At 32.4% G+C, this 18,729-nt stretch carries 17 protein-coding genes; 9 read left to right on the top strand and 8 right to left on the bottom strand.

Annotation, left to right across the window (positions count from 1 at the left end; genetic code table 11):
• Nucleotides 1-178 precede the first annotated feature (178 nt).
• From BC962_RS11365 to BC962_RS11340, 6 genes are all read right to left on the bottom strand, one after another.
• Nucleotides 179-1,378, bottom strand: coding sequence for a glutamate-5-semialdehyde dehydrogenase (locus tag BC962_RS11365; RefSeq protein WP_121346151.1), 1,200 nt, complete (start codon nucleotides 1,376-1,378; stop codon nucleotides 179-181).
• 48 nt (nucleotides 1,379-1,426) lie between these two features.
• Nucleotides 1,427-2,197 (bottom strand): glutamate 5-kinase, encoded by a 771-nt coding sequence (gene proB / locus BC962_RS11360; protein ID WP_121346150.1) that lies wholly within the window; start codon nucleotides 2,195-2,197, stop codon nucleotides 1,427-1,429.
• 39 nt (nucleotides 2,198-2,236) lie between these two features.
• Nucleotides 2,237-3,040, bottom strand: coding sequence for a pyrroline-5-carboxylate reductase (proC, locus tag BC962_RS11355; protein WP_121346149.1), 804 nt, complete (start codon nucleotides 3,038-3,040; stop codon nucleotides 2,237-2,239).
• Nucleotides 3,041-3,498: 458 nt separating this feature from the next.
• The gene (locus BC962_RS11350; protein WP_121346148.1) at nucleotides 3,499-3,921 is read right to left on the bottom strand and encodes a hypothetical protein; all 423 of its coding nucleotides are present in this window, start codon (nucleotides 3,919-3,921) and stop codon (nucleotides 3,499-3,501) included.
• An 84-nt stretch (nucleotides 3,922-4,005) separates the two neighbouring features.
• Nucleotides 4,006-4,860, bottom strand: a complete 855-nt coding sequence (locus tag BC962_RS11345; protein WP_121346147.1) for a universal stress protein — start codon at nucleotides 4,858-4,860, stop codon at nucleotides 4,006-4,008.
• A gap of 138 nt (nucleotides 4,861-4,998) precedes the next feature.
• Nucleotides 4,999-5,487, bottom strand: coding sequence for an Hsp20/alpha crystallin family protein (locus BC962_RS11340; protein WP_245984168.1), 489 nt, complete (start codon nucleotides 5,485-5,487; stop codon nucleotides 4,999-5,001).
• 465 nt (nucleotides 5,488-5,952) lie between these two features.
• On the opposite strand from BC962_RS11340, the gene BC962_RS11335 reads away from it, so the two are divergent.
• The 3 genes from BC962_RS11335 to BC962_RS11325 all read left to right on the top strand — a co-directional run bounded on the left by BC962_RS11335 (nucleotide 5,953) and on the right by BC962_RS11325 (nucleotide 6,859).
• On the top strand, nucleotides 5,953-6,216 hold the full coding sequence (locus BC962_RS11335) for a zinc ribbon domain-containing protein (protein WP_121346145.1): 264 nt from the start codon (nucleotides 5,953-5,955) through the stop codon (nucleotides 6,214-6,216).
• A 19-nt stretch (nucleotides 6,217-6,235) separates the two neighbouring features.
• Nucleotides 6,236-6,448, top strand: coding sequence for a hypothetical protein (locus BC962_RS11330; RefSeq protein ID WP_121346144.1), 213 nt, complete (start codon nucleotides 6,236-6,238; stop codon nucleotides 6,446-6,448).
• Between the two features lie 198 nt (nucleotides 6,449-6,646).
• Nucleotides 6,647-6,859: a hypothetical protein gene (locus tag BC962_RS11325; protein ID WP_121346143.1), complete on the top strand. Its 213-nt coding sequence runs from the start codon at nucleotides 6,647-6,649 to the stop codon at nucleotides 6,857-6,859.
• A gap of 77 nt (nucleotides 6,860-6,936) precedes the next feature.
• On the opposite strand, the gene BC962_RS11320 is transcribed toward BC962_RS11325, so the two are convergent.
• On the bottom strand, nucleotides 6,937-9,171 hold the full coding sequence (locus tag BC962_RS11320; protein WP_121346142.1) for a M3 family metallopeptidase: 2,235 nt from the start codon (nucleotides 9,169-9,171) through the stop codon (nucleotides 6,937-6,939).
• 264 nt (nucleotides 9,172-9,435) lie between these two features.
• Here BC962_RS11320 and BC962_RS11315 point away from each other — a divergent pair, with 264 nt between their 5' ends.
• The 4 genes from BC962_RS11315 to BC962_RS11300 are packed head-to-tail and all read left to right on the top strand — an operon-like array spanning nucleotide 9,436 to nucleotide 16,455.
• A complete protein-coding gene (locus tag BC962_RS11315; RefSeq protein WP_245984166.1) occupies nucleotides 9,436-13,062 on the top strand; it encodes a chemotaxis protein CheB in 3,627 nt (1,208 codons plus the stop codon).
• Nucleotides 13,063-13,082: 20 nt separating this feature from the next.
• Nucleotides 13,083-15,290 carry an ATP-binding protein gene (locus BC962_RS11310; protein WP_121346140.1) on the top strand — a complete coding sequence of 736 codons (2,208 nt, stop codon included), beginning with the start codon at nucleotides 13,083-13,085 and terminating at the stop codon, nucleotides 15,288-15,290.
• Nucleotides 15,291-15,329: 39 nt separating this feature from the next.
• Nucleotides 15,330-15,887, top strand: coding sequence for a response regulator (locus BC962_RS11305; RefSeq protein WP_121346139.1), 558 nt, complete (start codon nucleotides 15,330-15,332; stop codon nucleotides 15,885-15,887).
• Nucleotides 15,877-16,455: a biliverdin-producing heme oxygenase gene (locus BC962_RS11300; protein ID WP_121346138.1), complete on the top strand. Its 579-nt coding sequence runs from the start codon at nucleotides 15,877-15,879 to the stop codon at nucleotides 16,453-16,455. Before BC962_RS11305 ends, BC962_RS11300 begins: the two co-directional genes overlap by 11 nt.
• Here BC962_RS11300 and BC962_RS11295 read toward each other — a convergent pair.
• Nucleotides 16,450-17,025 (bottom strand): pseudouridine synthase, encoded by a 576-nt coding sequence (locus tag BC962_RS11295; protein ID WP_121346137.1) that lies wholly within the window; start codon nucleotides 17,023-17,025, stop codon nucleotides 16,450-16,452. The two genes, BC962_RS11300 and BC962_RS11295, sit on opposite strands and share 6 nt — an antisense overlap.
• A 207-nt stretch (nucleotides 17,026-17,232) precedes the next feature.
• On the opposite strand from BC962_RS11295, the gene BC962_RS11290 reads away from it, so the two are divergent.
• Complete coding sequence (locus BC962_RS11290) at nucleotides 17,233-17,655, top strand: lipocalin-like domain-containing protein (RefSeq protein ID WP_121346136.1); 423 nt, start codon at nucleotides 17,233-17,235, stop codon at nucleotides 17,653-17,655.
• A gap of 195 nt (nucleotides 17,656-17,850) precedes the next feature.
• On the top strand, nucleotides 17,851-18,726 hold the full coding sequence (gene rimK, locus BC962_RS11285; protein ID WP_121346135.1) for a 30S ribosomal protein S6--L-glutamate ligase: 876 nt from the start codon (nucleotides 17,851-17,853) through the stop codon (nucleotides 18,724-18,726).
• Nucleotides 18,727-18,729: the final 3 nt, after the last annotated feature.

Below are 18,729 nucleotides of genomic sequence, written 5' to 3'. Positions count from 1 at the left end.
AAGAGGCGCCATTTGGCGCCTCTTTTTTTTTGACCTATCTCTATCAAATAATGAATTTCGCCACCCTAAACTTGAATCAGGGCCTCTGTAGGTGAAATAACTAATTTATAGAGATTCTGAAATAAATTCAGAATGACGCATTTTTAAGTTTGTTTATTTTGGCTAAAATTTAATTGCCTTATTCCCTAATTTGGCCATCACCCAACACGTAATATTTATTGGTTACCAATTGTTTTAGTCCAAGAGGTCCACGGTGGTGTAATTTATCTGTACTAATAGCTAATTCTGCACCTACGCCCATTTGTCCGCCATCTGTAAAGCGGGTAGAGGCATTATGGTATACGGCAGCACTATCTACTTGCTCCATGAACTCTATAGCTTCACTTTTATCTTTAGTAATGATCACCGCAGAATGTCCGCCAGAATATTTATTGATCTTATTAATAACATTATCAATTCCATCTACGCTTCCAATCACGATCTTCATAGCTAAGAACTCCTCATACCAGGTATCTTCATTTGGCAGCTTTTCTTCGGAACTTAATATCTCCGAAATTTTTTCATCAACCAAAATCTCTACGTTATTATCCTTCAATAATTTCTGAAGCTCTTTCAATCTAGATTCGTATTCGGGAAGGTTTTGATCTATCAATACCTTATCTAATGCATTACAACCAGAAATTTTATCTGTCTTGGCATTCAAGATCACTTTTTTGGCAGTCTCAAAATCGGCATTTTCAGAAACATATAAAAAGTTATTTCCTCTTCCACTAACCAATACAGCACCAGTTGCATGTTGTTTTACGAAAGCGATTAGACGCTCTCCGCCACGGGGTACTATAAGATCTAATTGCACAGGTGGATTTTTCAAGAATTCCTGAGTTTCCTCTCTGTTTAAATGTAAAAGCTCGATCCAGTTAGTTTCCAGACCATTTTCTGTTAAAGCTTCGTGCCAACATGCCTCTAAAATCTTATTACTATGAATTGCTTCTTTTCCACCTTTTAAGTAGATCTTATTATTTGCTTTAAAAGCAAGTACGGCAGCTTCTATAGTTACATCTGGCCTAGATTCATAGATGATCATAATATTTCCAAAGGGTGCAGTTTTATTGGTAATATCCAACCCGTTTTCCAATACTAAGTGAGAAATAGTATTTCCAACCGGGTCTTCTTGTCCCATTACTTCCTTTATAGATTGGATCATCCCATCTACTTTCTTATCGTTTACAATAAGACGATCGTACATAGCACCTTCTTTCTCTCCAAAGGCTTCTAGATCTTTTTTATTTGCTTCTATAATTTGTACTCGCTTCGTATCCAAAATTCGGATCATCGCTTTAAGCACATTATTTTTTATATCTGTTTTTATCAACTTCATATTATCTCTCTTTTAAAACGTTTATATCTTCTTGTTCTCTTGAAATGTTTATGCCGTAAACTTGGTTCCAACAGGTTTTCCTGCTAGAATATCCAGTATGACATTCCTTCTTTTACCATTTGCGATATAAGTAGGGATGTTTTTAGCAGCGGTTTCTTTTGCGATCTTTATTTTAGATTCCATTCCGCCTCGGCCTTCACCTTCACCTTTTTCTGATACTTGCACATATTTCTCTACATCCTCATCTCCATCAACTTTATTCAATTTTTCTGAATCGTCATCATCAGGATGTCCTGTGTAAAGTCCTTCGGTGTCACTAAGTATAATTAAGCAATCTGCTTTTATAAGTTCTGCAACTAAACTCGCCAATTCATCATTATCTGAGAACATAGACATGGTTACAGATACTGCATCATCTTCATTTGCAATTGGGATAATCCCTTCAGAAAGTAAAGATTCATAACAGTTTATCATATTCTCTCTGTGCATTCCAGGACTAAAATCTCTTTTTGTAGCCAAGACTTGTCCACAGCGCATTCCATAATCGTGAAAAAGGCTATAATAGTGGCGCATCATCCTTGGCTGACCTACAGATGAAAATACTTGTCTTCGTTTTGATTCATCCTTGACACTGATATCTCCTAAAACTTCCATTCCTGCAATAGCAGAACCAGAAGAAACTAGAACTACCATGATATCTTCTTCATATAGGGTAGCGATCTGTTTCACGAGATTTTTCAATACCGGTACTAAAATTCTGTTGTCTTTATTGGTCATTACATTAGAACCAACTTTTACAACAATTCTTTTCTTCTCCATTTTATTGATCTTAATATTCGTGTTCTATTTTTTGTATTATTACTCTTTTCCTAATTCTACTGCTCTGTCAAAAGCGGCATAGGCAGCATCTTTAATTAATTCTTTTACATTGTTATCTTCCATAGAATCTAAAGCTGCTCTAGTGGTTCCTCCTTTAGATGCTACTCTTTCCATCCATGTATTTGGAGATAGATCAGATTGATTAAATAATTCCACTGCTCCTTCAAAGGTTTTGCTAACAAGTATTTTAGAATCGTTTGTAGAAAAGCCCATTTTTTGTGCAGCTTCCAACATAGATTGCATGAAGTAGAATACATATGCTGGTCCACTACCAGAAATTCCTGTAGAAGCATCTATAAAATTCTCATTAGACACTCTTATAGATTCTCCTGTAGTATCCAATAAATTTCTAACCATAAGAAGTTCTATTCTTGAGACCTCTTTAGATTCTGTATAAGAAGTTACTCCCTTTCCAACTTGCGCAGGAAGATTAGGCATAGCTCTAATTACCTTTCTTACCTCTAAGCTTTCTTGGATGGTATCTATTGTAACACCTGCCATTATAGAAACAAAAATTTGCTCTTTATTTATTAATGGTTTTATTTCATTGAATAATGTTTCAGAATGAAAAGGTTTTACCGCCAGAAAAATAACATCTGCTTGAGGGATGCAATCTTCTATTTTATCGTAAACATCAAAGTGGGAATGTTCTCTTAAGGATGCTATTAATTCTTCAGATTTATCATAGATCATTAATTTGTGTCTGTTCAAAAGAAAGGATTTAGACATACCCTCTGCATATGTTAAACCCATGTTTCCTCCGCCAATAACTAATATTCTCATTTTTTTGTTTTTTATTAAATGATTTCTCCCGAATTAAATTTCGGTCGATTTTCTATTCTAAGAATGCAAAGACCATACTAGGCTGGCAGTAATTCTTAATTCAATGAATTAAGAAAGGTTTATCAAATTTTAGCTTAAATTTTGAAACTGTAGAATTAACAATTATAAGCTTTAAATATATAGATATGGAAAAAAGAGATATACTAAGATGATTTCTATGCTACTGTTTAATTAGCTAGAAATCAATGATTTAAGGTTTTAAGTGAATTTATATTCTATGTAAAGTAAGTTGTATTATTCTCATTGATTATCACATTATTCAAAATTATTTTAAATTTAATTGATGGAAAATAATAATTAAATAATTTTTTTTTAATTTAAATAATAATGCGCCATTATGACAAAATTGGCAATATTGACAGTTAGCTAAGCGGGAGTATTAAAAAACGAGAGAGTAATTAATCAGGCATCCGCAGTTTATTAGTGCAAAATTTGAAGAGTTCTTTTTGAAATTCATCGAAATCTGCAAGGAATTTCATTAATCTATTTTCAAGTTTTTCATGTTGTTTAAAATAAAAGGTTTCGCAGGAAATATCCTCACATTCAAACATCCCAATAAGATCATTTTTATGGTTACTAATAGCTTGATGTAATTCTATTTTTTCATTTTTTAAGGTGGTTATGGTGCTGGAAAATGCGAATAAATTTTCATAAAGATTTGGAATATTTTTCTGAAAAATATCAGCAGTAATAAATTGACTTAGAAAATTAATTTCTTCAGAACTTGTTTGAAGTTTTTTGTCCCACTCTCTAGTATCTGAGATTAATTCATCTACATTTTTTTCATTAGCAGAACCGCTTTTCTTAGTAAATGTAGCCATAGGAGAAGTATTAAATTGTTATACAATCGGGGCTTATAAAGATAAGATTTTTAAAAAATAATTACAAAGAAATTGCTCGGCAGTTTATAGCCTAGAATCGTGTAAAATAAGGATTGGGATTTTTGGTTCGTATCCTATTTCTTTTAATATAGATTTAGAAAAAATATTATGGAGAAAATTATGCTTTTTATTTACCACCGCCAGTATGGTACTTTCTCTACTTTCTATAAAAGATCTAATTCCTTGCAAAACATTAGCTTGGTTTAATATATGGAAGGAATGTGTTATATCTTTAAAATATTCTTTTAGTAAATTTTTATTATAGAGTTGATCATCACTAATTTCATTGTGCTTTTTAACATATAAAACCCTTATTGCTGCATGATATTTTTTAGCTATATCTTTTAAATAGCTAATTTCAGCTAGCTTATATGATATTTTATAATTTGTAGCTAGTACTATTTCTTTTTGAACACCATGTAAATAAGGAGTATGTTCAGGAATTATAAGTACGGGACATTTTTTTATATTTTGAATTACTGTAACTGCACTACTGCCATATAATTTTGCAGCTTGATTATTACTCCCTTTTGTACCCATTATAATTAATTCTATTTTGTGGGCTTCAATAGCTTCTTCAATAGCTTCTAATATACTGTTATATGCTGAGAGCGTTTGAAATTTATGGATACTACTTTCTGACATAACACTAATTTGCTCTATCAGATCTTCCAGCCCAGTTTTAGAAGCAATTTTTGCCTTATCATATGCAGGTTCCCCAGGCTCAGGGGCTAAAAGGCTATCTGTTGTAAAATAATAAAGTTGAAAAGCATTAATCAGGTAAAACTCGCAGGGATCATCTTTAAAAAGATTCAATGCAAATTTTAATGCGTTAAAAGCATTATTAGAAAAATCTGTGGGTATTAGTATTTTTCTCATAATTTCAGGTAATTATGACTAAAATTATGAGATTTCTTATTTGAAAACTATGATTAAAATCAGCTTAAAAAAGAGTAGAAGGATATATCGCAAAAAAAAGATCCTGAATTATCAGGATCTTTTTTTAAAACTTTAATACTATACTATTTTGATCGTTTTAGCAGGTTTAGATTTTGCTCCATCCACTTTGCGCAGTTTAAGTTTTAAAACTCCATCTTTATACTGGGCTTTTACATCTTTATTTTCGTCTACAGTTTCCGGTAATGTAAGAGAACGAGAAAAAGAGTGGTAGCTAAATTCTTTGCGCATATATGCGTCATTTTTTTCTTCTTGTTTGTCTTCAATTTCTGCAGAGATATTTAAAATTCCATTGTCAATAGTGACTTTAAAATCGTCTTTAGAAAGACCAGGAGCAGCTAATTCTACTTCAAATTCATTTTCAAGATTTTTTACATTTAAGGATGGAAACAAATCAAATTCATCATCAAAATCAGCATTCATAAGTCTGTTAAGATTAAATAGACTTCTCCTCGGGTTCATCATTTCAGAAAAAAAAGGATCCTGTGGCATTAATGATTGACTAAGCATTGGGATTCTACGTCGGTGGTTTGATTTAATTAAAGACATAATTTCAGGATTAAAAATTAATATTTGATTTTTATCTATATCGAAATTATTGTTTTATTTCAAGAAAAAAAATGACAAAAGTCATTCTAATTTATTATTAAATAACTGAATATTAGCATTATATAGTCCCAAATAAAGAGAGCATAAAAAAAATAAATTCCGGCTTTTCTTGAAGATATCAAGGGTATTATCTAGATCTAATTGAAGTCTCAAAAATTATTAAAAGCTCTGTTTTAGATTTATAGGTATACAATCTAATTTTTTAAATATAAATTTTTAAATGAGATCAGTAATAATTTAAGTGTTTGATAGCTAATTAATTATATATGTGCTTGTAGCTGTAGACTAAAATAATTTATTAATATTTAGGATGAAAATTATTTCATATAAGCTGAGTTTTAATTAAATTAAAGAAGATTATTGAATAGGGGTTTTATACAAATACTAACTAAAAAGTAAAATGTTATGGAGACTTTAATTTGTCAGAGTTGTGGATTGCCTTTTACAAAAGAATTAATGGGAACTAATAGAGATAAAACTAGAAGTGAGGAATACTGTATAAGTTGTTTTGAGAATGGGAAATTTATTGATCACTCTCTATCCCTTCATAAACTGGAAATGAAACTTTTGGAGATGGCAGAGGTGCATGAGGAGATCACACTGGAGGAAGCACAGGCTGTTATAAAGAAGTTGCCTTATTTAAAACGTTGGCACATGAGTATTATGTAGAATTTAAAATTTGAACGTTATGAAAAGTATCACAGGTTTATTAAATGAGATCACTTTAAAAACTTTGGAGATTGAAACGAAATTTCCTGAGATCTATAAGTTTTTAGATGAAGATACGTTGACACTCCCATTTAGAGAACATCCAAAAATTAATTTTGAAGTTCTATTGGATTATCTAGAAACACTTAAGCAACTTTTATCTCACCATAAAGAAACACATCTAATAAATTGACTGGTTTGGAGGTAAAACGTATTTATTTTTTAATCAATATTCCTTTGTTGATTTTAAACTTTATTTGAATTCAATATAATCAATTGAATTACAGCAGGTTGCAGGTATTAAAATTATTTTCAAAATTATTTATTTTTTGATTTTTGTATTCTAAAATCAATTACATTTGGCGCACTAAATCAATTAACAAATTTTAAAATGAAAAAATCATTTTTAACTCTTGCTGCAATCGCATTAGTTTTAAGTTTTACCTCTTGTAAAGATGAATCAGCTGAACAAACTGAAGTTGAAGTAATCGAAGAAGTTGAAGCTCCTGTTGAAGTTATGGAAACTCCTTCTGAAGAAGTTATGGATTCTACTGATGTAGATACTGTAGAGGTAGAGGCAATGACTGAAACTGCTGTAAACTAATTACAGTAACTTTCTAATATATAGAAAGCCCGAACTCTAGGAGTTCGGGCTTTCTTATTTTAAAGAGCTTAGTTTAGTTAGTTCTTATTTTCAATATTTTGATCTTCACTCATTTCGTTATTTTCCTTTGAAGGTACTGGAAAACCTCTATCTCTCATTAAGGCATCTATTGCTGCATCTCGTCCTCTAAATAATCTATATGCTTCAGCAGGATCCATTGCATTTCTAGGGGCAAATAAATATTTCACCAATTTGGCCGCCATATCTTTGTCATAAAACCCTCCAGGAGATTCTGCAAAAGCTTCAGCTGCATCTGCCGTTAGAACATCAGCCCATAAATAACCATAATATCCAGTTGCATAGCCTTCCCCGGAAAAAACATGTCCGAACTGTGGAGAACGGTGACGCATCACAATTTCCTCAGGCATATTTAATTCCTTCAACGCTTTTTTCTCAAAATTCTTAGGATTGATATTTTCAGGATCAATAGTATGATATTTCATATCCATTAAAGCAGAAGCTAAAAATTCAGTGGTTTCAAAACCTTGGTTAAATGTAGATGCATTTTTTATTTTCTGAACAAGAGCTGCAGGAATTGGTTCTCCTGTTTCATGATGTAATAAGAATTGATTGATCACCTTATCTGTAGAAAGCCATCTTTCCAATAACTGCGATTGGAATTCTGTATAATCACGAACTCCTCCATTTAAAGTTGGATACTTCACATTAGCCGATAAAAAATGCAAAGCATGTCCAAATTCATGGAAAAAAGTAGTTGCATCATCCCAAGAGATAAGCGCAGGTTCTCCAGGAGCTGGCTTTACAAAATTCGAGTTATTTGAGGCAAGTACCGTTTCTTTACCATCAAAAGTTGTGTAACTTCTATAGGTTGTTGCCCACGCACCAGAACGTTTTCCTGGTCTTGCATAAGGGTCTAAATACCACAGTCCAATATGTTCCCCGGAAGTTTTATCTGTTACTTCCCATACTTTCACATCTTCATGAAAAACTGGGACGCTTCCTTCTGAAACTGGAGTAAAATTAAAATTGAATAATTCTCCCGCAGTAAAGAACAAGGCTTGGGTAAGATTGTCTAGTTGTAAATATTGCTTTACTTCATCTGAGTCAAGATCGTATTTATCTTTTCTAACTTTTTCAGCAAAATATCTATAATCCCATGGTTTAATAGTAATATCAAGATCTTCCATTTCTGCAATAGCTTGCATATCTGCCACTTCTTGTTCTACTCTTGCAAGAGCTGCAGGCCAAACGGCATTCATTAGTTCCATGGCATTTTCAGGATTTTTTGCCATCCTGTTTTGTAAACGCCATTCAGCATAATTTTTATAACCCATTAACTTAACACGCTCATTCCTCAATTTTAATATTTGAGATATAAGCTCGTTATTATCATATTCATCATTATTATCTCCTCTAGAATAATAAGTTTCCCATACTTTTTCTCTTAACTCTCTCTCATTAGAATAAGTTAAGAAAGGATCCATAGAAGAACGAGTATTAGTAATGGCGTATTTTCCTTCGTTTCCTCTATCTGTTGCAGCTTTAGCAGCAGCTTTCACAAAAGAATCTGGCAATCCACCTAATTCGTCTTTTTCTAAGTAGGTAACATAACTTTCTTCATCATGTAACACATTATTAGAAAAACGTGTATAAAGTTGGGATAACTCTTTGTTGATCTCTGCATATCTCACTTTAGATTTTTCATCTAGATTAGCACCTTCCATCGCAAAATTCTCATAAATGAGTTTTACAACTCTTTGCTGATCATCTTCCAAAGGTGTTTTCTGGGAATTATCATATACCGTTTTTATACGCTCAAATAATTTTTTGTTTTGCGAGATCTTTGAAGAATAATCTGAAATTTTTGGAGATAAGTCTTTTTGTATTTCTCTAAATTCGGGTGAAGAAACATTACTGCTCCAGATCCCATAATATGTAAAAGCTCTATCTAATTCTTTTCCAGCTTTTTCCATTTCGACAATAGTATTCTCAAAAGTGGCTGGAGCAGTATTGTTTGCTATCTTCTCAATTTCCTTTAAATGCAATTCCATTCCCATCTCTATGGCTGGTTGCAGTTGGGAAAGTTCCATTTTATTAAATGCTGGAACTCCATTGTAAGGGCCAGTCCATTTAGATAGAAGTATATTTTCTGTGTTGCTTGTTTTTTTGTTTTCCATTTTGGTTTTAGTGTGCTCTTGTGCTTGAACTGTAACTAAGGTAGAAATACCCAAAGTTGCAATTACAGCAAGTCCTAAAGACTTTTTTTGATACTTTAAAAGTTTACTTTTCATTATAGTTGTTAAGGTTAATTTCAAAAAAAAATAAATTTAATTGTTTCATTTTTAAAAGTTCCAAGATTCTTGTTAAAGCTTATAAAGCAATATTTACTTTAATGTGTTAATATAATTATCATCTAGGTTTATTTTTTCATCTTACCTTATTTTAAATCTATAATTATTAATCATTTATTTTTAATTTTACACCGAAAATTTCATTCGCATTTATTTACCTTTAAGAATTGCATCTTTTTTAATATGATAAGTTCAACAAAAGCTATGTCCGAGAAACCTTCGGAGCTTGAAAGTATGGAATCCAGGCTTATAGCAGTAGGAGCAAGTGCTGGAGGATTAGAAGCATTAAAATCCTTTTTTGAAGGTATTCCTGCCAAGGATACCAATAGCTATATAGTTATTCAACACCTTTCCCCGGACTTTAAAAGTATGATGGGGGAATTGCTGGAAAAATCTACAGACCTTTCTATTGAAGAAATTGAAGAAAACACCGAAATAAGTCCGGGCACCATTTACCTTATCCCCACATCTAGTAATCTTATTATTCAAAATGGGCGTTTGCAATTGGTAGACAAACCAAAGGGACAAAAATTGAATTTGCCTATAGATATGTTCCTTCAATCCTTAGCTCAGTTTAAAGAGGACCAAGCGATCGCAGTTATCTTAAGTGGTACAGGAAGTGATGGTACCCGAGGGATTAAAACCATCAAGGAAAAAGGTGGATTGGTGATGGTGCAAAATCCCACTCAGGCTAAATTTGATGGGATGCCTCAAAGCGCAATTCAAACAGGATTGGTAGACTATGTTTTGAATACAGAGGATATGGGAAAGGAGCTTCAAAAATATATTAATGCTCCTGTAGTCCTTCATTTTACAGATGATGATATTCAATATGACGAGGTTACCCTGTCTAAAATATTACATTTAATTCATGAAACTATCGATGTAGATTTTACTGAATATAAACATTCTACCTTAGCAAGAAGAGTGGCAAGACGCGTAAATGTTTGTCAATGTAGTTCACTTTCAGAATATTATAACATATTAAAATCTCAACCAGTTGAGATCCCCATATTAGCAAGGGAATTTTTAATTGGAGTTACTAAATTTTTTAGAGATCTTCCTGTATGGGAAATTATGGAGGAATCTGTGATCCCAGAAATTATTGCAGGTAAAGTTAATGGAGAAAAACTTAAGATCTGGGATGTGGCTTGTAGCACGGGAGAAGAGGCCTACAGCTTAGCAATGTACATTAATGAAGAGTTAGAGCGACAAAATAAAAAGATTGAAGTTAAAATTTTTGCTACAGATATCTCTCAAGAACATTTAGATATTGGCGGACTGGGAATTTACTCTGAAAGTATAGTTGCAGATATAGATCCAGCCTTGCTTCAGAAATATTTTATCACAAAAAGCAACGGATATCAGGCTGTAGAGAAATTAAGAGATATGATTATTTTCTCTCATCACAATATTATCAAAAACCCTCCCTTTCATAATATGGACTTGGTTTTGTGTAGAAATATGCTGATCTATTTTCAACCTAGTATACAAAAAAGAGCTTTAAATGTGTTGCATTACAGCTTAAAGGAAAATGGTTTTTTGGTTTTAGGAACTAGTGAAAGTATAAATAACCATTCAGATAGTTTTGAAGCAGTTAATAGAAAATGGAAAATATATAAAAATACGTTGTTGAGAAAAAGTTTAAATACTGAAGTGCTTCATTCCTCGGCTAATAATAGGCCAAGAGAAAAATCTAAGGCTAGACCAATTTCTAATACTCGTCCTCAGGTATCAAGTGCAGTTCAAAAAATTAACAATGAGTTAAATGAAGCAATTCTGGAACAATTTGGAGGTGCCAGCATTTTTATAGATTCAGAATATAATATTCTGCAGGCAATTGGAGAATTTAGAAAATATGCTAGTCTTCCAGTTAATGGTTTTTCTATAAACTTGTTAGATATGTTAAGTACAGATCTTAAACATATTGTAAAAGCAACTGTAAAAGCGGCAGTAAAAAAGAACAAAAAAGTTGTATATAAGGATGCAAATTATATACATCAAGAGGAAAATAAAAATTTAGATCTTATAGTAAAACCTTTTAAACGTCATAATTTAGATCACGAAGTAAACTATGTACTTACATTTCTTGAAAAAGACTTAGAACTCTCTCAAATTGATACTGTAGAGAAACTTACTGTAGATAGCAGATCTCAAAATTATATTCTGGAATTGGAGGAGGAACTCAGAAAAACAAAAGAGGAACTACAATCCTCTATTATGGAGGTTGAAACAAGCAATGAAGAGTTGCAAGCTGCAAATGAGGAATTATTAGCTTCTAATGAAGAATTGCAAAGTACCAATGAAGAATTGCAAAGTGTAAATGAAGAAATTAATACGGTAAATGCTGAAAATATTCAGAAAATTGATGATCTCGCTTCTTTAAATGCAGACATTAATAATCTATTAGAAAGCACAGATATTGGTACTATATTTTTGGATAACGAATTGCGAATTCGAAAATTTACTCCCGCAATTAAAAAACATTTCAGCCTTATAAATTCAGATATTGGACGCCCAATAAATAATTTCAATTCCAATTTCGGTATTACTAAAACCAAAACGCTACTAGAGAAATGTACAGAAGTTTTAGCTACTGGAAAAACGATTGTTAGTAATATTAAATCGCTAGATGATAAAAGCTATTTAAGGAGAATATCTGTATATAAAGATTCTAACGATAAAAGTACCGGGATCGTAATAACCTTTGTAGATGTCGAATCTTTAGAAAAGGCTAAGAGAAGGGTAGAGGTAAGTGAAAAGAGATTTAAATCCTTTTATGAGGAAGATCCAATTATGCATATAAGTGTAGATCCTTTTACACTAAATATCAATCAATGTAATAAGCAAACCTTAGAAAAATTAGGATACGAATCTAAAGAAGAGATCATAGGGAAACCTATATTCGATCTTTATGAAGATGAAGCCCAAATTCAAGTTCTTAAGTTAAATAGATTATTTAAAGAACGTGGAGAACTGGTAAATGTAGAGCAGGAAATGATCACTAAAGATGGTGTGAAACTACCTATTATCTTGAATTCTACTTTAGAAGTAGATGATGAAGATACTGTTGTTGCATATAGATTTACTTGTGTAGATATTTCAGCTTTAAAGAAAGCCCAAGAAGATCTAAAAGAGCAGAAATCTGATCTTGAAAGAGTAAATAAAGATCTGGAACAATTTGTTTCTATTTGTTCTCATGATCTACAGGAGCCACTTGCTACCATTAAATTTGGAAGCGATATTTTAGGAAAGATCTATGCAGAGAAATTAGATGATAAAGCAAAAGAGTATATTTCTTATATAGACGAGGCTTCAGATAGATTAGCTAATCAGATAAAAGGTTTATTAGAGCATTCCAGAATTGGTAGAGATTCTAAGAAGGTAATGGTAGACTCTAAGGAGCTTATGGAAGTTGTAAAATATGACCTTGGTAAAAGGTTGAAAGAAACCAAGGGAAAAGTTTATATAGGGAACCTTCCAAAATTGATGGCTTATGAGATTGAATTGAGATTGTTATTCCAAAATCTTTTAAGCAATGCTCTTAAATACATAGCAAAGGATAGAGTTCCCGAAATTAGAATTTCAGCTTATCCAGAAGGAGAGCATTGGATCTTTTCTTTTATGGACAACGGGATTGGAATTTCTGAAGAAGATCAGAAGAATATTTTTACTATTTTTAATAGAGTTCGTACTCCCGAAAAATATGAAGGTACTGGTGTAGGTCTTGCTCATGTAGAGAAAATCGTACAATTACATGAAGGAAATGTTTGGGTAGATTCTCAATTAGGAGTTGGAAGTACTTTTTATGTAAAGCTTAAAAAAGCTTAATAATAACTGTTCCAAAAAATATGGATACTCATAAAACGACTATCACCAATTGTGAGAAGGAACCTATACATATTATAGGGCGCTCTCAGGCACATGGAGTTATTTTGGTATGTAATCCAATTAGCTTAGAGATCACTCAGTGTACAGAGAACGCAGAGCAATTGTTTAGTTTATCTGTAGATCATTTATTAGGACAACACTTAGCGATATTAATTTCTTCTGAAAAAGTTAACCAGATAAAGGAAAAGCTGGATCAAGGTAAAAATTTAATACCAGATGAGGAAGTTATAAATAACAGCAAGTTCCTTATTATCCCACATGTTTCTCAAGGTAATTTAGTTTTAGATTTTGAACCAGCAGGAGCAGGTTTAAATTCATCATTAAATCTGAACCTGCTTCCAGCAATTTTATCAGAAATCGAGAATACCCAAAGCATACCAGAAATGTGTAAGCTGGCAGTATCTCAAATAAAACATTTGTTTGAGTATGATAGGGTGATGATGTATAAGTTTGATGATAATTGGAATGGGGAAGTTATAGCGGAGGTTAAAGAAGATCATTTGGAAAGCTGGTTAGGTTTGCATTATCCTGCTAGGGATATTCCTAAACAAGCTCGCGATATATTTTTAAAACAAGGAGTGCGAATTATAGGCGATGTAAATTTTATACCGTCCAAATTAATTCCTGAAATATCCCCAATCACTAATCAACCTTTAGATATTTCTAGATCTGAACTGCGAAGCGTATCTCCAATTCATATAGAATATCTTCAAAATATGGGGGTAGGAGCAAGTCTTACCGCTGCTATAATCTTGGAGGGAGAATTATGGGGTTTATTAGCTTGTCATCATTATTCGCCAAAATTCATAAATTATCATCAAAGACAAACCTGTAAATTTATTACTCAGGTGTTTAGTAATAGTCTTACTGTAAAGACCACGAAGACCTTTTTGTTACAAATGGAAGCCTCCGATGCGATTCGGAAAAAGTTGGTGCTTCAAATGGAATCCATATCCAATATCCAAGATTCACTTTTAAACTTCAGTCCAAAATTCACCGATATCATAGAATGTTCTGGCGGTGCTTACTATCAAGAAGGGAAATTAAAACTAGTTGGAATTACACCTCAAAAAGAGGAAGTTATGGATCTTCTACAAAATTTCATTTTCAAAAAAGATGAGGAAGTTTTTTTTACCAAAAGTCTTGGAGCACAGTATTCAAAAGCTAAAAGCTATACCAAACTTGCTTCTGGACTATTAAGTTTGCGTTTAAAAGATGCTAAAAAATCCTATATATTATGGTTTAGACCGGAGATTTCTGAAACTGTTTTTTGGGGTGGAAACCCAGAGAAGATCGGCTATGTTAAGGAAGGGATAGAATATTTAAGCCCAAGAAAATCGTTTGAAAAATGGACTCAGCAAAATGCTGGAATTTCTAAACAATGGGAAAATTACGATCTTCAAGCCGTAGCTGCATTACAGGAAAGTATAACCTATATCATAGTAAAAAAGCAACGAGATGAGATCCTACATCTTAATGATCAATTGGTTGATGCTAACCAAGAATTGCAAACCTTTAGTTATAGTATTTCACATGACCTTCGGGCTCCTTTACGCGGTATAGATGGTTACGCAAGAATTCTCCGGGACCACCACATGGAAGATTTGGACGATTATAGCAAGAAAGCCATTTACACCATTGTAAATTCTGCGGAAGATATGGATAGGTTAATAGAGGATATTTTGGCCTACTCCAGCGTTGGGAGAACTAATTTAAAAAGAGAGATATTATCTCTTGAAAAGATGATTGAGGACGTTCTTCTTAAACATAACATGGCAAAACATTTTCCAGATACTAGGATAATTGTTGCTTCAGAATTCCCTAAAATAGAAGCAGATAAAAGAATGATTTCCCAGTTGCTAAATAACCTAATTGGTAATGCATTTAAATATTCATCTAAGTCGGAAAAACCTTTAGTAGAAATTGGCTATATTAAAAAGGAGAAAGAGAATATTTATTATGTCAGGGACAATGGGATTGGAATAGATGCAAATTTGAATCATAAAATTTTTGATGTTTTTTCCAGATTGGCGGGAGATGAATATGAAGGTTCTGGAATTGGACTGGCAATCGCTAAAAAAGTGGTAGATATCCATAAGGGTGAATTATGGCTGGAATCTGAATTAGATAAAGGCACTACTTTCTTTTTTAGTATTCCAAGTCTATAAAACTAACCTAGAGTACATATTTATTTTATTTTTAAAAAAATGATCACAATACCTTTAAGAATATTATTAGCTGAAGATCATAAGACTGATGCTGAATTGATTTCCTACCATCTAGGTCAATTAGTGGAGACGTTGGAAATTAGAGTGGTAGATAATTTGCCTCAATTAAATCTAGAATTACAAAATTTTGTACCAGATCTGGTTATTTCAGATTATAATATGCCCACTTGTACAGGATTAGACATGCTTAAAGCAACTAAGGAATTTGATGCTAATTTGCCCTTCATTTTTATAACTGGAACAATAGAAGACGAAGAAATGGCAGCCAATACTATTCTTGCTGGAGCCAGCGGGTTTATTCTGAAGAAAAATATGCATAAGCTTCAAGAGAAATTAAATCCTTTATTAAAGAGAGTGGTTTTTAATATCTCCCAACAAAACGTGGTTAGAGAAAGAGTTCGAAAAAATAAAATTGTTGTGAATCAAATTTATCAATACTTAGATAGTATAAAAGCTGAAAATGAAGAACAGCGAGAGAACTTAAAGATTATAAAGGAAAATATTGACGAAATAGAATTAGATAAAGATGATAAATAGTTTAAGAGAGCATACTAGATCTTTGCATAAAGAGATAGAAAAGGATAATCTAGCCGGTCTTATTATGGATCATAGTATAAGTCTGGAAGAGTATAAAACCTTATTACTTCAAAACTATATTTCATATAAGACAGTTGAAAAGGCAGTTCTTCCTTTTATAGAAGATTTTGGGAGCCTTAAAAGTGATCAACTAGAAAAAGATCTAAAATTTCTAGATGTAGATCTAAATTTGGTGGAGGGTTTTGAAAATGATATTTCTTGTTCTAATAAAGTAGAGGCACTAGGAGCAGCATATGTATTAGAAGGATCTGTGCTAGGTGGAATGATGATCGCTAAAGAATTGAAAAATTGTAAGAAATTAGAAACTATTAAAGAACATCATTTCTTTAATGGGAATCGTAATAATACAGCTGGTTGGAAAACTTTTTTAAAGCTAATTAATTCTCAAGATTTTTCCGAAGAAGAGAAATTGCAAGCATCAAATAAAGCAAAAGAAACATTTACATTTTTCGGCAAGGTGTTTTCAGAAGTTAGAGCTTATAATATAGAGAGCAACTCTGTATTATAGTTTAAAATTTTCTACTGGGACTATTTCACCCGAGTGCATATCGTTTAAATATTCATTTGCTATTCTATATCTTACCAACCTTAGAGTTGGAAAACCAACCGCAGCGGTCATTTTTTTTACTTGTCTAAATTTCCCCTCAGTTAAGGTTATGGATGCCCAACTTGTAGGGCCATGCCTTTCATCTCTTATCTTTTTAGATCGCTCCGGGAAAATAGGTGCGGGATTTAAAATTTCAGCTTTACAAGGCACTGTTAGGTACTTTACTCCGTTAATGCCAATACTGACTCCCTTTTTTAGTTGTTCAATAGCCTCGGGGGTTATAATGCCATCTAATTGCACATAATATTCCTTTTCAATATTTGAGCTTCTCACCGTTTCACTCATTTTTCCATCTGTGGTGAGAAATAATAATCCTTCTGAATCTTCATCTAATCTACCTATTGCCATAGTATCATCTGGAAATTCCCCAAGAGCTCCTAATAACTTCTTATTTCTCCTAGTTTTATGATTGTGAGTGAATTGGCTGAGGTAACCATATGGTTTATAGATCTTAAAATGTTGATGGGACATAATGCGATTTTACTTATTGCCAAAAGTATCAAAAAAACTAAGGAAGGGGAAATTTAGAATGAGGAACGACTTTTGAAGTGATAAAAATGAATATATAAATGTAAGATCGAATATTAAAATTAAGCCTTGCTAATTCATTTGATTGGAATAAATTAGCCATTTAATTTTAGATAGATCTAAACCCAATTATAAATAATATAAGTCACTATGAAAAAAATCCTTTTTTTGCTTCTTGCGTTCCCAGTTTTATTATTCACCTCTTGTTCTGGCGATGATGATTCAAACCCACCCGTTGAAACTACCAATTTGTATGGAACTTGGGAATTAGATTATTTTGTACAGAATGGAAGTGTTACAGAAAATATAGATTGTAGTAATCAAATCACTTACGTTTTCACAAATGCCAGAACATATACTAAAACAACCTATGCTGGTGAAGGATTTACAAATTGCTCTGTAGCCGTTATTGTTAATGGTACTTGGGAAAACTTAGGGGAAAATCAATTTAAGTTAACACCTAATGGAAGCAATGTTAATCAGACACTTAATATTAATTTCCAAGATCTAAATAAAAAATTCTCTATTATTTATAGTGGAACTTACACAGAAGTGTATGCTAAAAGGAACTAGAAATACTTACTTTTAAAATTATATTTGAAGCTGCTTTAAAAAGCAGCTTTTTTTATTGAAAGTTTAACTTTATTAGTTTCAGTTTTGTTTTATTTGCACTGTATCTTATAGACGTTAAAAATACCTTTCTGCAGGAAGCTTTATTTCATTGTAATTCACCTTCCCTACGATTAAAACCAACTTAATATTTAATACATGAAATTAGTAATACTGTCTGCAAACCCAAATTTATATTCTACAAAAAGACTTGTTGAAGTTGGTGAAAAGAAAGGACATGAAATGATGGTTGTAGATCATACCAAATGTGATCTTGTTATAGAGAAGAAAAAACCTATTGTAATTTATAAGGGGAAAGAGCTTACAGATATAGATGGAGTAATTCCAAGAATTGGTGCTTCGGTTACCTTTTTTGGGACAGCTGTGGTAAGACAATTTGAGATGATGAAGGTTTTTACAGCTACAGAATCTCAGGCCCTAGTTAGATCTAGAGATAAATTAAGAAGTTTACAAATACTTTCTAGAGCCAGTTTAGGTTTGCCTAAGACAGTATTTAGTAATTACTCTAAAGATGTTAGTAGCGTAATAGATAAAGTGGGTGGTGCTCCCTTAGTGATTAAATTATTAGAAGGAACTCAAGGTTTAGGAGTTGTTTTGGCAGATAATAGAAATTCAGCTGAATCAATTTTAGAAGCTTTCAATGGTTTACAAGCAAGAGTTATCGTTCAGGAATTTATTAAAGAGGCAAAAGGTGCAGATCTTCGTGCCTTTGTTGTAGATGGAGTGGTAGTAGGTGCTATGAAAAGACAGGGGAAAGAAGGAGAATTTAGATCTAACTTACATAGAGGTGGTTCTGCAGAGATCATAGAACTTACAGATGAAGAAGAAAATGCTGCACTTAAAGCTGCCCGTGTTATGGGACTTGGCGTAGCAGGAGTAGATATGCTACAGTCTGCTAGAGGTCCACTAATACTAGAAGTGAATTCTTCTCCGGGATTAGAAGGAATAGAACGCGCAACAGGTAAAAACATCGCGCTTCAGATAATTAAATATGTAGAGCGAAACGCAGAGTAACAT

The sequence above is a fragment of the Gillisia mitskevichiae genome, assembly GCF_003634585.1.
GTDB lineage: Bacteria > Bacteroidota > Bacteroidia > Flavobacteriales > Flavobacteriaceae > Gillisia > Gillisia mitskevichiae.
This window is presented reverse-complemented; position numbering and strand designations above follow the sequence as displayed.